Genomic DNA, 15,331 nt, shown 5'->3' with positions numbered 1-15,331 from the left:
TCTTCAAGGACAACACCATGATGCTCTTCGGCGATGCCAAGAAAATGGTCGAGGAAATCCTCAAGGCGTTCTGACGCGGGGAACCGGAGGTTTCGTCGCGTCTCATTTGTGCCGAACCTGGCTGCCATTGCGAGTTCCGCCAGTCCCGTGACGTGGAAGAACTCGCAATGGCCACGAATCCAGCCTAACAATAAACGGCAAATCGTCGGACTCGGGAGGAGGATGCGATGCGGCAATGGCGGCACTATTGGTGTCCCGGCACCGGCTCCCTGGTCGTCGACGTCGCCTTCGCCTGGGCGGGGATCGCGCCCGAGCGCGTCCTGATCGATACCGACAAGGGCGAGCAGCAGGCGCCTGATTTCCTCGCCATCAATCCCGCCGCGCAGATCCCGGTGGTGATTCTGCCCAGCGGCACGGTGCTGACGGAGACGGCGGCAATCCTGCTCACCATCGACGAGGCCTCCGCCGGGGCGGGCCTGTTGCCGGCCGCCGGCTCGACAGCGCGTGCCGTCTCGCTGCGCTGGCTGATGTTCCTGGCAACCAACGCCTATACGGCGGCTTTGCGCACCTACTACGCCGATCGCTACACCGCCGATGCCGGCGAGGCGGCCAGGATGGCGGTTGCCGAAGCGGGCAGGCGGGATTCCGACCGCATCTTCGCCCTGCTCGCCAAGGAGATAGCCGGCCCTTTCCTGCTCGGCGACACCGTCACCATCGTCGATGTCTATGCCGCCATGATCGCTGGCTGGCATGGCCCCGCGCGCGCTTTGCCGGCCTTGCGCACCCTGTACAAGGCCCTGCAGGCTCATCCCGTGATCGGGCCGGCCTGGCGGCAGCACGAGGGGCAGCCGGACTGATCCGGATTCGGCCCTTCAAAGGGCTTTGACGTAGGGAAAGCAGGCGCTACATCTTGGTGCCCCGATCAAATCGTAAAATGCCATAGGCAACAAAGAAGACGGATTCTCATGACAAACCTGACCTTGCTGGGCGACATCGGCGGCACCAACAGCCGGTTTGCCCTCGTCGTTCAGGGCCGCACCGATTATCGCAGCGAGCGGCATTACGAGAACAAGCGGTATCCCACCTTCCGGGAGGCGATCGAAGCCTATATCGCCGATGTCGGCGAACGGCCGAATGCCGGAGTCGTCGCCATCGCGGGGCCGGTAGCGGGGGAGATGGTCGGGCCGACCAACCGGCAGAGCTGGCTGTTCAATCCACCGACCCTGGCGGCGGAGCTGCGTTTTGCCCGCCTCGACGTGATCAATGATTTCGAGGCGGTCGCCCATGCCTTGCCGCATCTGGCGCAGGCCGACACCACGGTGATCGGCAGTGTCACCGGCGGCGTGGCCGGCGGCAACATGGCCGTGCTCGGACCGGGCACGGGGCTGGGCGTCGGTGCGCTGGTGCGCGGCGGCTCGCGCTGGATCGCCGTGCCCTCCGAGGGCGGCCATGCCGAGATCGGCGCACCCGCCGGGGCGTGGGCCAAAGCGCATGAGCTCATCCGCGGCAAGATCGGCCGCGTCTCGGGCGAGCATGTGCTGTCGGGCCCAGGCCTGCAGCGTATCGATGCAGCCCTTGCGGCCCTTGCGGGCCATCCCGCCGAGCGCAGCGCCGCCGAGATCGGCACGGCGGCGGTGGCCGGCACAGATCCGGTGGCGGTGGAAGCCACCCATCTGTTCTTCGACTATCTCGCCCGCTTTTCCGGCGATGTCGGCCTGATGTTCGCGGCCAAGGGCGGCGTCTTCCTCTATGGCGGCGTGGTGCAGAAGCTCTCGCCGCTGATGGACGAAGCTGCCTTCCGCGCCGCCTTCGAGGCCAAGAGCCCGCTGGAGAAGTTCCTGCGCGAGATCCCGATCCGGCTGATCACCCATCCCACGCCCGGTCTGATCGGCTGCGCGGCGGTGGCGGCGCATTGGTAGGGGGCAGCAATGTTTTTTTCGAAAGAGAAATTTATTACATGGGTAGGAATAGCGGTCACGGTCCTCTGGTATTCTTTGTGCGTATGGTTTTGTTTTGCTTTTTGCTATTATGTAACAGACAAAGGTGATCTATTTTTTGCGATCGAGAAGGTTGCATTTCTATTAATATCGATATTGTTTATTGGAGTTTTAATGTGGAGATTTGGAAATATATTTATTTTTAAATCGAAATCTATTGAAGTAAAGCTTGCGCTTGTTTTTCAATCTTGCAGCGCTGGCTTAATGTTGTTGATTTTTAATCTAAAGAAGCCGATTGCTTTTGAGGGCGCCATTACGCTCTATATACTCGCCTTTTTTGTTGGAGCTTTCGGCTGGTTCCTTTCACAAGTTGTTGCCGCCAAGTTCGTAAAGCGGGTCATTGGTTAGCCATTGAGGTCGTGCCGGCCCTGTCCGGCCCTGGGCTCCTCAGCACCCGGAGCAGGATGAACACCGCCATGGCGGCGTGAATGCCGGCATTGTGGAGGTAGAGGCCGGGATCGCCGAGCCATTGCATGATGGTGTAGGCCGTGACCGGGCCGAGCACGGCGCCGATGCAATAGAGGAACAGCAGGGCCGAGGCGACGCCGACGGCATTGTCGCGGCCGGTGATGTCGTTGGTATAGGCCGAGCTTGCATAATATTGCGTCGAGATGATGCCGCCCAGCACGAAGCCGGTGATCACGAAGGGCCAGCCGACCAGGAGCTTGCCCGACCAGTAGATGCCGATCTCGACCAAAGCGGTGAGGGTGGTGAGGCCGATCAGCACCTTGCGACGGTCGAAGGCGTCGGACAGCCGTCCGACCGGAAACTGGAAGGCGGCCGAGCCCAAAGTGATGGCCGAGATCAGCGTGCCGGTCTGGACCCCGTCCATGCCGAGCTTGGTGGCGTAGACGGGGGTCAGAGACCAGAACGGGCCATTGGCAAAGCCGATCAACGTGGCGCAGACGAAGCCGACCGGCGTGGTGCGCAGCAGCCAGAGAAGGCGCATGCCGGCCCGGCGGCTGCCCTTGGGAGGCGGGCCGTCCTCGATCAGCAGGAGCGGCGCCAGGCAGACGATCACCACGGCCGCGGCGATGCCGAAAATGGTGAAGGCGGCGGGATCGCCCAGGCGCATGAACTGGTTGCCGATGGCCCAGCCGCCATATTGGGTGATGGAGTAGAGCCCGAGCAGGCGTCCGCGGATACGGTTCTCCGCCTTGCCCTGCAGATAGCTCTCCACAATGGCGTAGATGCCGGCCAGGAAGAAGCCGCGCAGGAAACCGATGACCACCCAGGCATGCGGCTCGACCAGGGTGCCGGCGACCAGGATCATCACCGCCCCGCAGATCGAGGACAGGCCGAAGGCCTTGATGTGGCCGAAGCGTTGCACCAGGCGCGGCGTCAGGAAGGCTCCGGCGAGCATGCCGCCGAAATAGGCCGAGCCCATCAGGCTGATGGCCAGTGCCGGAAAATGTTCGAGCTCGGCGCGCACCGGCAACAGCGTGGTGAGCACGCCATTGCCGGCCAGCACGCCGGCGACGGCGACCAGCAGGGCGGCGATGGAGGCGTAGGAGGAACGCAAGGCAGCGAACTCGTGGCAGGAGAGTGTTGTCGGAGCGGGGTGGTGGAAGAGGGCTCAGGTGGCCGGCGCAGCGGCCTCCTCGAGGAAGGGCGGGCGCGAGAAGCGGCGGATCAGCCAGGAGCGGAACAGGGCGATCTCCGGCCGGTCGAGGTCGTCGGGATGGATGGAGAGGTAATAGCCATAGCCGTCGTCGACATGGATGTCATAGGGCCTCACCAGGCGCCCGGCCCGGATTTCGTCCTCGAACAGCACGGGATCGACCAGCGCCAGGCCTTCGCCGGACAGCGCATATTGCACGGCGAGCTGGGCGGTATCGAAGACCAGGCCGCGATCGAGCTGCCCCGGGGCGACATGGGCGGCCCGGGCGAAATTCTGCCACAGGAAGGCAGGGGGGCGGCTGTCGAGCTTGACGTGGAGGAGATCGTTGGCGGCCAGGAAACCGGCGATGTCGGTTCCCTTGGCCCGCGCGGCGACGTCGGGATGGCACAGGATGGTCAGCTTCACCATCCAGAGCAAGTCGAGCACCTGCGGGGCCACCCGGGGCGGGGTGTAGATCACGGCGACGTCGGCCTCGCGCTCGGCATTGCCCGGCACCGGGCGGGAGTCGATGTCGAGCTTGAGGTCGGGGAATTCGGCCCGGAAATGACGCAGGATCGGCACGGCCAAGCGTTGGGCGAAGGTCGTCGGCAGCAGCACCCGCAGGGAGCGCTGCGGCTCGCCCCGCTCGCGCATGATCTCCTCCAGCGTGGTGTCGATGCGCTCGAAGGCCTTCTCCACCACGGGCAGCAGACGTTTGCCCGCTTCGGTCAGCGCCGGCTGCGGCGGCTTGCGGTCGAACAGCGGCACGCCGAGGAAGTCTTCCAGGCCGATGACATGGCGGCTGACGGCGCTTTGGGAGACCAGCAGGCTTTGGGCGGCGCCTGTGAAACTACCCTGCCGCCCCACCGCCTCGAAGGCCCGCAAAGCGTTCAGCGGCAGCCAGCGCCTGTCCATGATTTCCGACCCTGTGGTTCATGCCGACCCCGGGAGAAAAGCGCGTTTAGACGGAAACGCTTCTTTGCTCCGGCTCTTCTTCGACGCGCCGTTGCGATGCGACACGCCTCCACCAAATCGCAAAACGATTTGGCGGATCATACGCTCAGTCATCATCCGGTTCCTTTATTCGCCCTGTCTTGAACGCGACATGAACGGCGCCTGTTATGGCGTTTGAAGGCAACTCTTTCGTCGCGACTCCGCGATAGGGATGATATAGCCAGCCTATCGGCCCCGTCGTGCCGCCGCGTACCCCTTCATGCCTCCCCTTGCTCCCTCCGATTCACGCCCGCTGACCGGCATCGCGCTGGCCTCGATCGGCTATTGCCTGTTCGCCATCCAGGACGCCGCCGTCAAATGGCTGGTGGCGAGCTACGAGGTGCCGCAGATCCTGTTCCTGCGCTCGGTCGTCATCCTCCTCGTAGGCATGACGATCGCCCGGCGGCAGGGCCAGCCGCCGATCTGGCAGAGCCGCAACAAATGGGCGCTGACCTCGCGCGGCCTGCTTTTGCTGGTGGCCTGGCTCAGTTTCTACAATGCCTCGCGCTATCTGGGCCTGGCCGATCTCACCACCATGTATTTCGGCGCGCCGGTGATGGCGGTGGTGCTTTCCATCCTGATCCTGAAGGAGAAGGTCGGGATCGCGCGCTGGCTTGCCGTGATCGCCGGTTTCCTCGGCGTGATCGTCGCGGCCGACCCGTCGGGCCGGCCCGACTTCCTGCCGGCGGCGATGGTACTGTTCGCCGCCTTCTGCTGGGCCTGGGGCACGGTGCTGATCCGCCTGATCAACCGTTCCGAGAGCACGGCCAACCAGATGATCGCCACATCGGGCCTGTTCGTGCTGGTGTGCGGGGCGGCGCTCCCCTTCATCTGGAAGACGCCGGACGCCATGGGCTGGGCCCTGATGCTCGGCCTCGGCCTCGTCTCCGGCATCGCCCAGTACCTGCTCTACGAGGGCTATCGCTACGCGCCGGCCTCGGTGCTGGCGCCGGTGGAATATACCGGCCTGGTCTGGGCCTTCATCTATGGCTATCTCCTGTGGCAGGATATTCCCAAGCCCCACGTCTTCGCTGGCGCGGCCCTGATCGTCGCCGCCAGCCTCGGCCTGGTCTGGTGGGAGGCGCGGGCGGCAAGGCTGAGGACGGCCTGAACGCAGGCGTTGAGCCACCGGCGGTCGAAGGTGATCTAGAGGCGCACTGCCTTCGAGACCGTTCAAGAACAAGCGCGCCGTCATTCCCGGCCGAGCTTCTCGTGAGCGAAGCGAGAGAGGGCGAGGTATCCTCACAAGCTTTGCTTGTGAGTGGAATCCAGGGGTTAAAGATCGTATTTACGGCCCCTGGCCCCCTTCCCGCCGCCTGCGGCGGCGCCGGGGACGACAGAGCCCATCGCACAAACGGGTTGGTCATTCAGCGAACTGTTACTGCCTCTTCGCGACCTCAGCCGACACCGCCTTGCCAAGGTTGAAGGGGCTGGCTAGGCAGGGATGATGAAGACCATGCTGCGCCTCGTCCTCCTTCTCCTGTTCGCCGCCGCGACGGTTCCGGCAGTCGCCGCCGCGCCGCCGGCCAAGCGCCATCTTGCCTGGGTCGGCACCGGCGTGCAGAGCGAGCGTGGCGCGCCGCCCAGCCGCTGGCGCATCCATCTCATCTTCGACAGCCATGGCAATGCCCGCATCGACTATCCCAGCCTGCATTGCGGCGGGGTGCTGATCCGGCGCAGCCAGCATGGCGCCATCGCACGCTACCGCGAGCATATCCGCTATGGCCGCGGCACCTGCATCGATGGCGGCACGGTGACGGCCTGGCGGCGCGGCAACCGGCTGTTCTGGCGCTGGAGCGGGGTGAACACCCGCTTTCCCGGCGTCAGGGCGCGAGCCACGCTTGTACTGTCGCGGCACCGGGGGCGGTAGGAGCGGGGGCACGCGGCGACAGGAGCTGTCTGGTCGGTGGCATAGCCCCTCACCTCTATCCTCTCCCCGCAAGAGCGGGGCCAGGGGACGCAAATGTTGTGTATCTCCTTGCCGCACTGCGGCTCGCTCAACGGTTGGGCGAGATGAGTCGATTTCCGCACGAAGCCCGACGCCGATGCCCTCCTCGCCCCGCTCTTGCGGGCAGATGGCACAGGAGGGACGGCGCTGCCCGACGGAATCAAGGACTGTTCTCCGCCAAAACCTCAGCCGACCCGCGTCTTCGCCAGCATCGTTTCGTCCAGCGCGTAGCCCATGCCGGGCTGATCGCTCAGCGTGATCATGCCCTCACCATCCACCGCCAGGGACTCGGCCATCATGAAGTCGCGGCGCGGCAGGCTCCATTCCGGCGGGTCGTAGGGGAATTCCACGAAAGGCGCATCGGCGAGACCGGCGGTCAGGTGGCAGTTGGCGGCAACGCCCATGCCGTTGGTCCAGGTATGCGGCGTGAAGATGAGATTGTTCTCGGCCGCCATCGCCGCGACGCGGCGCAGGCCCGTGATGCCGCCGACCAGGGCGGCGTCGGGCTGCAGCACGTCCAGGCAGCCGTCGCGGATGAGGTCGCGGAATTCGTAGAGCTCGCGCGTCATCTCGCCGCCGGCGATGCGGATGTCGACCATTTCGCGCAGGCGCCGCATGCCTTCCCGGTCGGAGCGGTGCAGCGGCTCCTCCATCCAGTAGACACCGAGCCGTTCGAGCTCGCGCGCGACGGGGATGGCATCCTTGAGCGTCCAGGGCGCATAGGCGTCCCAGGACATGCGCCAGCCCTGGTTGCAGTCGACCATCAGGTCGAGCCGGCTGCCGACACGGGCCCGCACCGCCTCCAGCGCCTTGATGTCGGCCCGCCAGTCGCCGCGATGAAAGCGGATCTTCAGCGCCTTGAAGCCCTGGCCCAGATAGGCCTCGGCCGCGTCGGCGAGTTCCTCGGGCTTGCGTAGCGTGCCGGAGGAGGCATAGGCGGCGACCTTGTTGGACAGGCCGCCGAGCAGCTTCCACACCGGCTGCCCGGTGATCTTGCCGGCAAGGTCCCACAGCGCCAGGTCCAACGGCCAGCAGCGGCCGTAATGGAACTGGATGTTGGAGAGGATGCGGTAATGGCGCTCGATCGCCATCGGGTCCTGCCCGATGAAGAAGCGCTCATGGCCCTCGAAGCCCGTCATGGTGTCGCCCGAGCCATAGCCGGTGAGGCCCTCGTCGGTGGCGACCCTGACAATGGTGGCGTCGAAGGCGGTGCGGGGCTTGGAATCCCAGCTTGCATGGAAGGGCGGGTCGAGGGGCAGGCGATGATGGGTGATCTCGATGCCGGTGATTTTCATGAGGGTGTTTCCCGGGTGCGCGGACGTCTCGTCCGCTCTTGAAAACGAAGCGCTTTATGGAGAGGGAAGAGTGGGCAAGATGTCCGCGCACCCGGGATTCAGGAATACGCCGTCCACACCGTCTTGAAGTCCGTGTACTTCTCGATGGCGTGGGGGGAGCGGTCGCGGCCGAAGCCGGATTGGCGGAAGCCGCCGAAGGGCGTGGCCAGCGAGGAGCGGTCGAAGCAGTTCACCCACACGGTGCCGGCGCGGATGCTGCTGGTGAGGCGGTGTGCGGCGTTCATGTCCTTGGTCCACACCGCGGCGGCGAGACCGTAGATGGAATCATTGGCCATGCCCAGCGCCTCGCTCTCGTCGGTGAAGGCGGTGACCGCTACGACCGGCCCGAAGATCTCCTCGCGGGCGACGCGGTGCTCCGGCCGGACCCCGTCAAGGATGGTGGCCTCGACGTAATAGCCGCCGGTTTCCGCCATCACGCGGTTGCCGCCCCGGGCGACGACGGCGCCTTCCTGCCGGCCGATGTCGATATAGGAGAGCACGCGCTCCATATGGCCCTTCTCGATCAGGGCGCCCATCTGGGCTGCGGGATCGAGCGGGTGGCCGAGGGGAATCTGCGTGGCCGCGATCTCGCCGATCCTGCGGACCAGTTCGTCCTTGATCGAGGCGTGGGCGATCACCCGCGAGCCGGCATGGCAGGTCTCGCCCTGATTGTAATAGATGCCCCAGGCGATGCCCGAGGCGGCCGCGTCGAGATCGGCATCGGCGAGCACGACATGCGGGCTCTTGCCGCCGCATTCCAGCGCCACGCGCTTCATGTTGCTCTCGCCGGCATTGCGCAGCATCAGCTTGCCGACCTCGGTGGAACCGGTGAAGGAGATCATGTCGACGTCGGGATGCAGCGCCAGCGGCTTGCCGGCCTTCTCGCCGAAGCCGGGCACCACGTTGAGCACGCCGTCGGGCAGGCCGGCCTGCCGGGCGAGTTCGCCGAGGCGCAGCGCCGAGAGCGGCGACTGCTCGGCCGGCTTCAGCACCAACGAGTTGCCGGCCACCAGGGCCGGGCCGATCTTCCAGGCTGTGATGATCAGCGGGTAGTTCCAGGGCACGATGGCGCCGATCACCCCGAGCGGCTCGCGCCTGACGATGGCGAGGTCGTTAGGCCCGGTCGGCGCGACCTCGTCGAAGCTCTTGTCGGCGAACTCGGCGTAATACTGGATGCAGTCGGCGCAGAAGGGTACGTCGACGCTGAGCGAATTGGAAATGACCTTGCCGACGTCGAGGGTTTCGAGCAGGGCCAGATGCTCGAGATCGGCCCGGATCAACTCGGCGAAGCGCAGGAGGATGCGCTTCTTCTCGGCCGGAGGCTTCAGGCGCCAGCGCCCATCCTCGAAAGCGGCCCGGGCGGCCTTTACCGCGGCCTCGATATCATCGGCGCCACAATCGGCGACCTCGGCGATCGTCCTTCCGTCGATCGGCGAGGCCTTGGCGAAGGTCTTGCCGGAGAGGGCGGGGACATAGCGGCCGTCGATGAAGGCGCGGCCTTCCGGCTCGATGGCCGCGGCCTTGGCTTCCCAGTCGGAGCGGGTGCGGGGGGTGGTGAGCATGGGATATTCCTGGGACCGCCGGCTTTCAGCCGGCTCTTGGAAACGAAGAGCATGGGGAAAGGAAGAGCCGGCAAGATGCCGGCGATCCCAGAACTAAACCTGCGTCAGCACGCGTTCGGCGAAGCGGATGAGGTCGGCCTCCTCGATCGTGCGGCGGTTGGAGGCGCGCATCGCGGCATTTTCGGGCCGGGCCATCTGCTCGGCGAGCCGCGTGGCGCTGATGCCCTCGAACTCGTCGGCGAGCGAGACCTTGATGCCGATGGCGCGCACCAGTTTCTCGAAGGCGGTCGGCAGGTCGGCGGCCGATGTCAGCCCCATCGCCCGCGCGGCGGCGGCGAAGCGCCCGTCATCGCCCGAGATGTTCCAGTCGAGCGTGGCGATCATGCCGAGCGCCACCGAGCGGCCGTGCTGCACGGGGCGGAGGGAACCCAGCGCATGGCCGATATTGTGGGCGACGGCGGTGCCGCAATTGTCGATGGCGATGCCCGCCAGCGCCGCGGCGCGCTGCAGTCCCTCGCGGGCGGCGAGGTCGCTGCCCTTGCCGACAGCATCGGGCAGGTTCGCGACGGCGAGGCGGATCGCTTCATGCGCATAGACATTGTTGGCCGGCGTGGCGTTGCCGTTGGTGGTGGCCTCCAGCGCGTGGACGAGGGCGTCGATGCCGGTCCAGGCCGTCAGCACCGGCGGCAAAGAGAGCGTGGTTTCCGGATCGAGGATCACCTCGTCCGGCTTGAGTTCCTCGCCCCAGAGCCAGACCTTGGCTTTGTCCGAGCGGGTGAGAATGGCGGTGCGGGTGCATTCCGAGCCGGTGCCGGAGGTGGTGGGAATGACCAGCGAGACCAGGCGCTTGCGCGGGAAGGGGCGCTTGCACAATTCATAGTCCTCGGCCGAGCGCCGCGCCGTCGCGGCCGTGGTCGCGACGGCGGCCACCACCTTGCCGAGATCGAGGGCGGAGCCGCCGCCCAGCGACACCACCGCCTTGGCCTTGGTGCGCCGCGCCTGGGCGGCCGCGGCATCGGCCGAGGCGATGGTGGGATCGCCGCCGAAATCGGAGAAGACGGAGACGCCGAGCCCGGCCTTGCGCAGCGAGGTCTCGACATCATCGATCAGGCCCGTCGCCTTCAGCCCGGGATCGGCGACCAGCAGCACCTGCGCGCCCGCGCCGAGCCGGGCGGCCGTAAGCTCGCCGGCGAGTTCCCGGGCCCCCGGCCCTCCGGTGATGCGTGGCAGATGAGAGAGCTGGTAGCGGGACATGGATTGTCTTTCGGTGGGTCGATCTCCAGATCGACCCTGATGGGCGAGGTACGGGCCGATCTGGAGATCGACCCACCAACACTACCTCTGCCCTCGGTGCGCCGTGTGCGCCTTTATTCGATGGCCCGATCCAAAAAAACGATAGCGCCGTTTCGCCGTGGCGGCGGGTCCGGGTGCGCGCTAGGCTCTCTTCGAATTCGTGAATCGAAGAGTGCTGTCATCCCCGGCGAGGCCGCAGGCCTCGGGTATCCTCACAAGCTTTGCTTGTGAGCGGGATCCAGGAGCCCAAAATGCCTCGTGGCCCCTGGATCCCCTTCCCCTCGCCCATAAAGGGCTCGGCCGGAGATGACAGGCCCGTGCTCTTCGGACAGGGGAACGGCCTGCCATGCAAAGCCCGATGGAACTTTCGCTCGAAACCTCGGAGCGGCCGCGCCGCCGCGGCCGGGAGGAGCGCCAGCGTGCCGGCGGCGCTGCCCCGGCTTCGAGGCCCCAGCCCCGGCGCCCGTTTCCGGCCGTCAATGCCGTTTCGGCCGACCAACTCGAGGCCATCCATCTCGCCTCGCTGCAGATCCTGGAGGAGATCGGCCTCGACGTGCTGCATGCGGAGGCCAAAGCCATCCTGAAGGCTGAGGGCGCCGAGGTCGACCCCGGTTCCGACAGGGTGCGTTTTCCCCGCGGCCTGGTGGAGGCCAAGATCGGCCTCGCGCCGCAGAGTTTCACCCTGCATGCGCGCAATCCCGCGCGTAGCGTCGTGCTCGGTGGCGATCATCTCGCCTTCTGCTCCGTGGCGAGTGCGCCCAATGTCGCCGATCGCGAAGGCGGCCGCCGGCCCGGCAACCGCCAGGACTACCAGAACCTCATCCGGCTCGGGCATACGCTCGACAGCATCCATCTGTGGGGCGGCTATCCGGTCGAGCCGGCCGATATCCATGCCTCCGTGCGCCATCTCGACGCGCTCTGGGACATGCTGACCCTGTCGGACAAGCCCATCCACGCCTATTCACTCGGCCGCGAGCGCAATCTCGATGCCATCGAGATGGCGCGCATCGCCCGCGGAATCGACCAGGAAACGCTGGAGCGCGAACCCTCGCTCTTCACCATCATCAATTCCTCCTCGCCGCTGCGGCTGGATACGCCGATGATGGAGGGCGTGATCCAGATGGCGCGCCGCAACCAGGTCACCGTGCTCACCCCCTTCACCCTGGCGGGCGCCATGGCGCCGGTGACGATTGCCGGCGCCGTGGCCCAGCAGAATGCCGAGGCGCTCGCCGGGCTGGTGCTGGCCCAGTCCGTGCGACCGGGCTCGCCCTTCGCCTATGGCGGCTTCACTTCCAATGTCGACATGAAGACCGGCGCGCCGGCCTTCGGCACGCCCGAGCAGATGAAGGCGGCGCTGGTCGGCGGCCAGCTCGCCCGCCGCTACGGCCTGCCCTACCGCTCCTCCAACACCTGCGCCGCCAACACCATCGATGTGCAGGCTGCCTATGAGAGCGTGTTCTCGCTGTGGGGCGCGGTAATGGGCGGCGTCAACCTGCTGATGCATGGCGCCGGCTGGATGGAAGGCGGGCTGCATGCGAGCTTCGAGAAGATGGTGATCGATGCCGACCTCCTCGACATGATCACCCACTTCCTGATGCCCTTCCGGGTCAATGACGACGAGCTGGCGCTGGACGCGGTGCGCGAGGTCGGGCCCGGCGGGCATTTCTTCGGCTGCGCCCATACCCAGGCCCGCTACCGCAACGCCTTCTTCGCCCCGATGATCTCCGACTGGCGCAATTACGAGACCTGGCAGGAGGCAGGCTCGCCCACCGGCTATGATCGCGCCAACCGGCTCTACAAGGAGCGCCTTGCCGCCTATGAGGAGCCGCCGATGGATCCGGCTATCCGCGAGGAGCTCGCCGCCTTCGTGGCCAAGCGCAAGGAAGAGGGCGGCGCGCCCACGGATTTTTGAAGTTTGGGGGAGCGGGTCTTCAGACCCGGCTCTCCTATCCTGCTTCCGCGACGTTTCAAGAATGCCGGGTCTGAAGACCCGCCCCCCAATAGCTCATAGGACTCCCCCATGAAATCCCACACCCGTGTCCTCGTCATCGGCGGTGGCGTCGTCGGTTGCTCGGTGCTCTACCATCTCGCCAAGGCTGGCTGGACGGATATCACCCTGATCGAGCGTGCGGAGCTGACGGCGGGCTCGACCTGGCACGCGGCGGGCGGTTTCCATACGCTCAACGGCGATCCCAACGTCGCCAAGCTGCAGCAATATACGGTGGAGCTCTACCGTGAGATCGAGGCGCTCTCCGGCCAGTCCTGCGGCCTGCACCTCACCGGCGGCGTCATGCTGGCCGGCACCAAGGAGCGCATGGACTGGCTGAAGATGGCACATGCCAAGGGCCGGTATCTCGGCATGCATACCGAGATCATCTCGGCCGCCGAAGCCAAGAAGCTGATGCCTCTGATCGACGAGAAGCAGTTCGCCGGCGCGATGTATGATCCGCTGGAGGGGCATCTCGACCCCTATGGCACCACCCATGCCTATGCCAAGTCGGCCAAGATCCTCGGTGCCGAGATCGTGCTGCGCAACCGCGTCGTCGACATGGCCCAGCGCGAGGACGGCAGCTGGGACGTCACCACCGAGCAGGGCAGCATCCACGCCGAGCATGTGGTGAACTGTGGCGGCCTCTGGGCGCGCGAATGCGGCCGCATGGTCGGCCTGGAGCTGCCCGTGCTCGCCATGGAGCACATGTATTTCCTCACCGAGGACATGCCGGAGGTCGCCGAGATCAACGCCGCCACCGGCAGGGAGGTGATCACCGCGCTCGATTTCGAGGGCGAGATCTATATGCGCCAGGAGCGCGGCGGCATGCTGCTCGGCACCTATGAGCAGGCCTGCAAGCCCTGGTCGGAGAAAGAGACCCCCTGGGATTTCGGCCAGAACCTGCTCGAACCCGATCTCGACCGCATCGCCCCGTCGTTGGAAGTCGGCTTCCGGCACTTCCCGGCCTTCGAGAATGCCGGCATCCGCCGCGTCATCAACGGCCCCTTCACCTTCGCGCCCGACGGCAACCCGCTGGTCGGCCCGATCAGGGGCCTGCGCAACTACTGGGTGGCCTGCGGCGTGATGGCGGGCTTCTCCCAGGGCGGCGGTGTCGGCCTCGCGCTGTCCAACTGGATGGTGCATGGCGATCCCGGCTTCGACGTCTGGGGCATGGACGTCGCCCGCTATGGCGACTGGACCACGCTCTCCCACACCAACGCCAAGGTGCGCGAGAACTATGCCCGCCGCTTCCGCATCCGCTTCCCCAATGAGGAACTGCCCGCAGCCCGCCCCTTCCGCACCACGCCCGTCTATGACCGGCTGGAGAGCCACAATGCCGTTTTCGGCGACATGAACGGTCTGGAGCACGCCCTCTGGTTCGCGCCCTCCAGGGCCGTGGCCAGGGACGAGTTCTCCTTCCGGCGCTCCAACGACTTCCCGCATGTCGCCGCCGAGAGCGCCGCGGTGCGCGAGGGCGTCGGCCTCCTGGAGATCTCGAATTTCGCCAAATACGAGATCTCCGGCAAGGGCGCGGAGGCCTGGCTCGACACCATCCTGCCCAACCGCCTGCCCGCCAGGGGACGCATGGTCTTGACGCCCATGCTGAACGAGAACGGCATGCTGATCGGCGACTTCACCCTGGCGCGCGAGGCGGATGACCGCTTCATGATCTTCGGCTCCGGGCTGGCCGAGCAATATCACATGCGCTGGTTCCAGGCGCATCTGCCCGAGGCCGGCGTCACTCTGCGCGCCCACGGCCTCGACCTCGTCGGCCTGCAGGTCGCCGGCCCGAAGTCGCGCGAACTGCTCGCCCGCCTCGTCGACGCCGATCTGTCGAAAGAGGCCTTCCCTTTCATGGCGGTGGGGCGCTTCAATGTCGGCATCCTTCCCGCCTTGATCGGGCGCGTCACCTATACGGGCGACCTCGGCTACGAGATCTGGGTCAAGCCCGAGCACCAGCGTGCTTTATTCGACCTTCTGATGCAGGAAGGAGCCGGCCTCGGCATCCGGCTGTTCGGGGGCCGGGCCCTCAACTCGCTGCGGCTGGAAAAGAGCTTCGGCTCCTGGTCGCGCGAATACCGCCCGATCTATACGCCCTGGGAAGCCGGGTTGGAGCGCTTCGTCTCGACCCAGAAGAGCGATTTTATCGGACGCGATGCATTGCTGCGCGCCCGGGACGAGGGCCCCAGACGTCGCCTCGCCACCTTCGTGGTCGACGCCCTTGACGCCGACGTCATCGGCGACGAGCCGATTTGGCTCGATGGCAAGGTGGTGGGCTGGGTCACCTCCGGCGGCTATGCCCACCATGCCAAGGCCTCGGTGGCGCTCGGCTATGTCGAGGCCGCCGCCTTCGACGCCTCGGCGCCCTACGAGATCGAGATCATCGGCGACCGCCGCCCCGCCAGGGTAGCGCCCGAACCGCTGTTCGATCCCAAGGGGCTGAGGATGCGGGGGTAGGAAAATCCCGGGTGCACGGGCATTTCAGCGACATGTATGTCGCGATGCCCGTTCTTTCCTTCCCCGAACGTCGTGATTCCAAGAACGGGCAAGATGCCCGTGCACCCTGTGTAGTTGGAATGTGTCAGGATGGGTGCGGGCGAGAGACCGTGTGCAC

The 15,331-nt window shown here is 66.1% G+C and carries 12 protein-coding genes; 7 read left to right on the top strand and 5 right to left on the bottom strand.

The window, feature by feature from the left end; translation table 11 throughout:
• Positions 1-227: 227 nt before the first annotated feature.
• From J8I29_RS29370 to J8I29_RS29360, 3 genes are all read left to right on the top strand, one after another.
• A complete protein-coding gene (locus tag J8I29_RS29370; RefSeq protein ID WP_209434378.1) occupies positions 228-857 on the top strand; it encodes a glutathione S-transferase family protein in 630 nt (209 codons plus the stop codon).
• Between the two features lie 108 nt (positions 858-965).
• Entirely contained in the window at positions 966-1,919 is a 954-nt protein-coding gene (locus J8I29_RS29365; protein ID WP_181161268.1) for a glucokinase, read from the top strand.
• Between the two features lie 9 nt (positions 1,920-1,928).
• Positions 1,929-2,345, top strand: a complete 417-nt coding sequence (locus J8I29_RS29360; protein WP_209434377.1) for a hypothetical protein — start codon at positions 1,929-1,931, stop codon at positions 2,343-2,345.
• Here J8I29_RS29360 and J8I29_RS29355 read toward each other — a convergent pair.
• Entirely contained in the window at positions 2,335-3,519 is a 1,185-nt protein-coding gene (locus J8I29_RS29355; RefSeq protein ID WP_209434376.1) for an MFS transporter, read from the bottom strand. The two genes, J8I29_RS29360 and J8I29_RS29355, sit on opposite strands and share 11 nt — an antisense overlap.
• A 54-nt stretch (positions 3,520-3,573) precedes the next feature.
• Positions 3,574-4,512, bottom strand: coding sequence for a LysR substrate-binding domain-containing protein (locus tag J8I29_RS29350; RefSeq protein WP_209434375.1), 939 nt, complete (start codon positions 4,510-4,512; stop codon positions 3,574-3,576).
• A gap of 298 nt (positions 4,513-4,810) precedes the next feature.
• Here J8I29_RS29350 and J8I29_RS29345 point away from each other — a divergent pair, with 298 nt between their 5' ends.
• Both J8I29_RS29345 and J8I29_RS29340 read left to right on the top strand, forming a co-directional pair.
• Positions 4,811-5,701 carry a DMT family transporter gene (locus J8I29_RS29345; RefSeq protein WP_209434374.1) on the top strand — a complete coding sequence of 297 codons (891 nt, stop codon included), beginning with the start codon at positions 4,811-4,813 and terminating at the stop codon, positions 5,699-5,701.
• Positions 5,702-6,046: 345 nt separating this feature from the next.
• Entirely contained in the window at positions 6,047-6,460 is a 414-nt protein-coding gene (locus J8I29_RS29340; protein ID WP_209434373.1) for a hypothetical protein, read from the top strand.
• Positions 6,461-6,723: 263 nt separating this feature from the next.
• Here the strand turns inward: J8I29_RS29340 and J8I29_RS29335 are convergent, their stop codons facing one another.
• From J8I29_RS29335 to J8I29_RS29325, 3 genes are all read right to left on the bottom strand, one after another.
• Entirely contained in the window at positions 6,724-7,833 is a 1,110-nt protein-coding gene (locus J8I29_RS29335) for a mandelate racemase/muconate lactonizing enzyme family protein (RefSeq protein WP_209434372.1), read from the bottom strand.
• A 98-nt stretch (positions 7,834-7,931) separates the two neighbouring features.
• Positions 7,932-9,434: an aldehyde dehydrogenase gene (locus J8I29_RS29330; RefSeq protein WP_209434371.1), complete on the bottom strand. Its 1,503-nt coding sequence runs from the start codon at positions 9,432-9,434 to the stop codon at positions 7,932-7,934.
• 93 nt (positions 9,435-9,527) lie between these two features.
• Positions 9,528-10,688, bottom strand: a complete 1,161-nt coding sequence (locus J8I29_RS29325) for an iron-containing alcohol dehydrogenase (protein ID WP_209434370.1) — start codon at positions 10,686-10,688, stop codon at positions 9,528-9,530.
• Positions 10,689-11,085: 397 nt separating this feature from the next.
• Here J8I29_RS29325 and J8I29_RS29320 point away from each other — a divergent pair, with 397 nt between their 5' ends.
• Together J8I29_RS29320 and J8I29_RS29315 are read left to right on the top strand one after the other, a co-directional pair.
• Positions 11,086-12,639, top strand: coding sequence for a trimethylamine methyltransferase family protein (locus J8I29_RS29320; protein ID WP_209434369.1), 1,554 nt, complete (start codon positions 11,086-11,088; stop codon positions 12,637-12,639).
• Positions 12,640-12,747: 108 nt separating this feature from the next.
• The gene (locus J8I29_RS29315) at positions 12,748-15,174 is read left to right on the top strand and encodes an FAD-dependent oxidoreductase (RefSeq protein ID WP_209434368.1); all 2,427 of its coding nucleotides are present in this window, start codon (positions 12,748-12,750) and stop codon (positions 15,172-15,174) included.
• The last annotated feature ends 157 nt before the right edge of the window (positions 15,175-15,331 follow it).

It is taken from the genome of Labrys sp. LIt4 (assembly GCF_017813775.1).
Classification (GTDB): Bacteria; Pseudomonadota; Alphaproteobacteria; order Rhizobiales; family Labraceae; genus Labrys; species Labrys okinawensis_A.
Note: the sequence above shows the minus strand (reverse complement) of the source record. Positions and strands in the feature narration are given on the sequence as shown.

Coding starts and splice junctions, on each gene's coding strand:
- J8I29_RS29370 (WP_209434378.1), top strand. CDS start 228: ATGCGGCAATGGCGGCACTATTGGTGTCCCGGCACCGGCTCCCTGGTC.
- J8I29_RS29325 (WP_209434370.1), bottom strand. CDS start 10,688: ATGTCCCGCTACCAGCTCTCTCATCTGCCACGCATCACCGGAGGGCCG.
- J8I29_RS29335 (WP_209434372.1), bottom strand. CDS start 7,833: ATGAAAATCACCGGCATCGAGATCACCCATCATCGCCTGCCCCTCGAC.
- J8I29_RS29315 (WP_209434368.1), top strand. CDS start 12,748: ATGAAATCCCACACCCGTGTCCTCGTCATCGGCGGTGGCGTCGTCGGT.
- J8I29_RS29340 (WP_209434373.1), top strand. CDS start 6,047: ATGCTGCGCCTCGTCCTCCTTCTCCTGTTCGCCGCCGCGACGGTTCCG.
- J8I29_RS29360 (WP_209434377.1), top strand. CDS start 1,929: ATGTTTTTTTCGAAAGAGAAATTTATTACATGGGTAGGAATAGCGGTC.
- J8I29_RS29330 (WP_209434371.1), bottom strand. CDS start 9,434: ATGCTCACCACCCCCCGCACCCGCTCCGACTGGGAAGCCAAGGCCGCG.
- J8I29_RS29365 (WP_181161268.1), top strand. CDS start 966: ATGACAAACCTGACCTTGCTGGGCGACATCGGCGGCACCAACAGCCGG.
- J8I29_RS29345 (WP_209434374.1), top strand. CDS start 4,811: ATGCCTCCCCTTGCTCCCTCCGATTCACGCCCGCTGACCGGCATCGCG.
- J8I29_RS29350 (WP_209434375.1), bottom strand. CDS start 4,512: ATGGACAGGCGCTGGCTGCCGCTGAACGCTTTGCGGGCCTTCGAGGCG.
- J8I29_RS29320 (WP_209434369.1), top strand. CDS start 11,086: ATGGAACTTTCGCTCGAAACCTCGGAGCGGCCGCGCCGCCGCGGCCGG.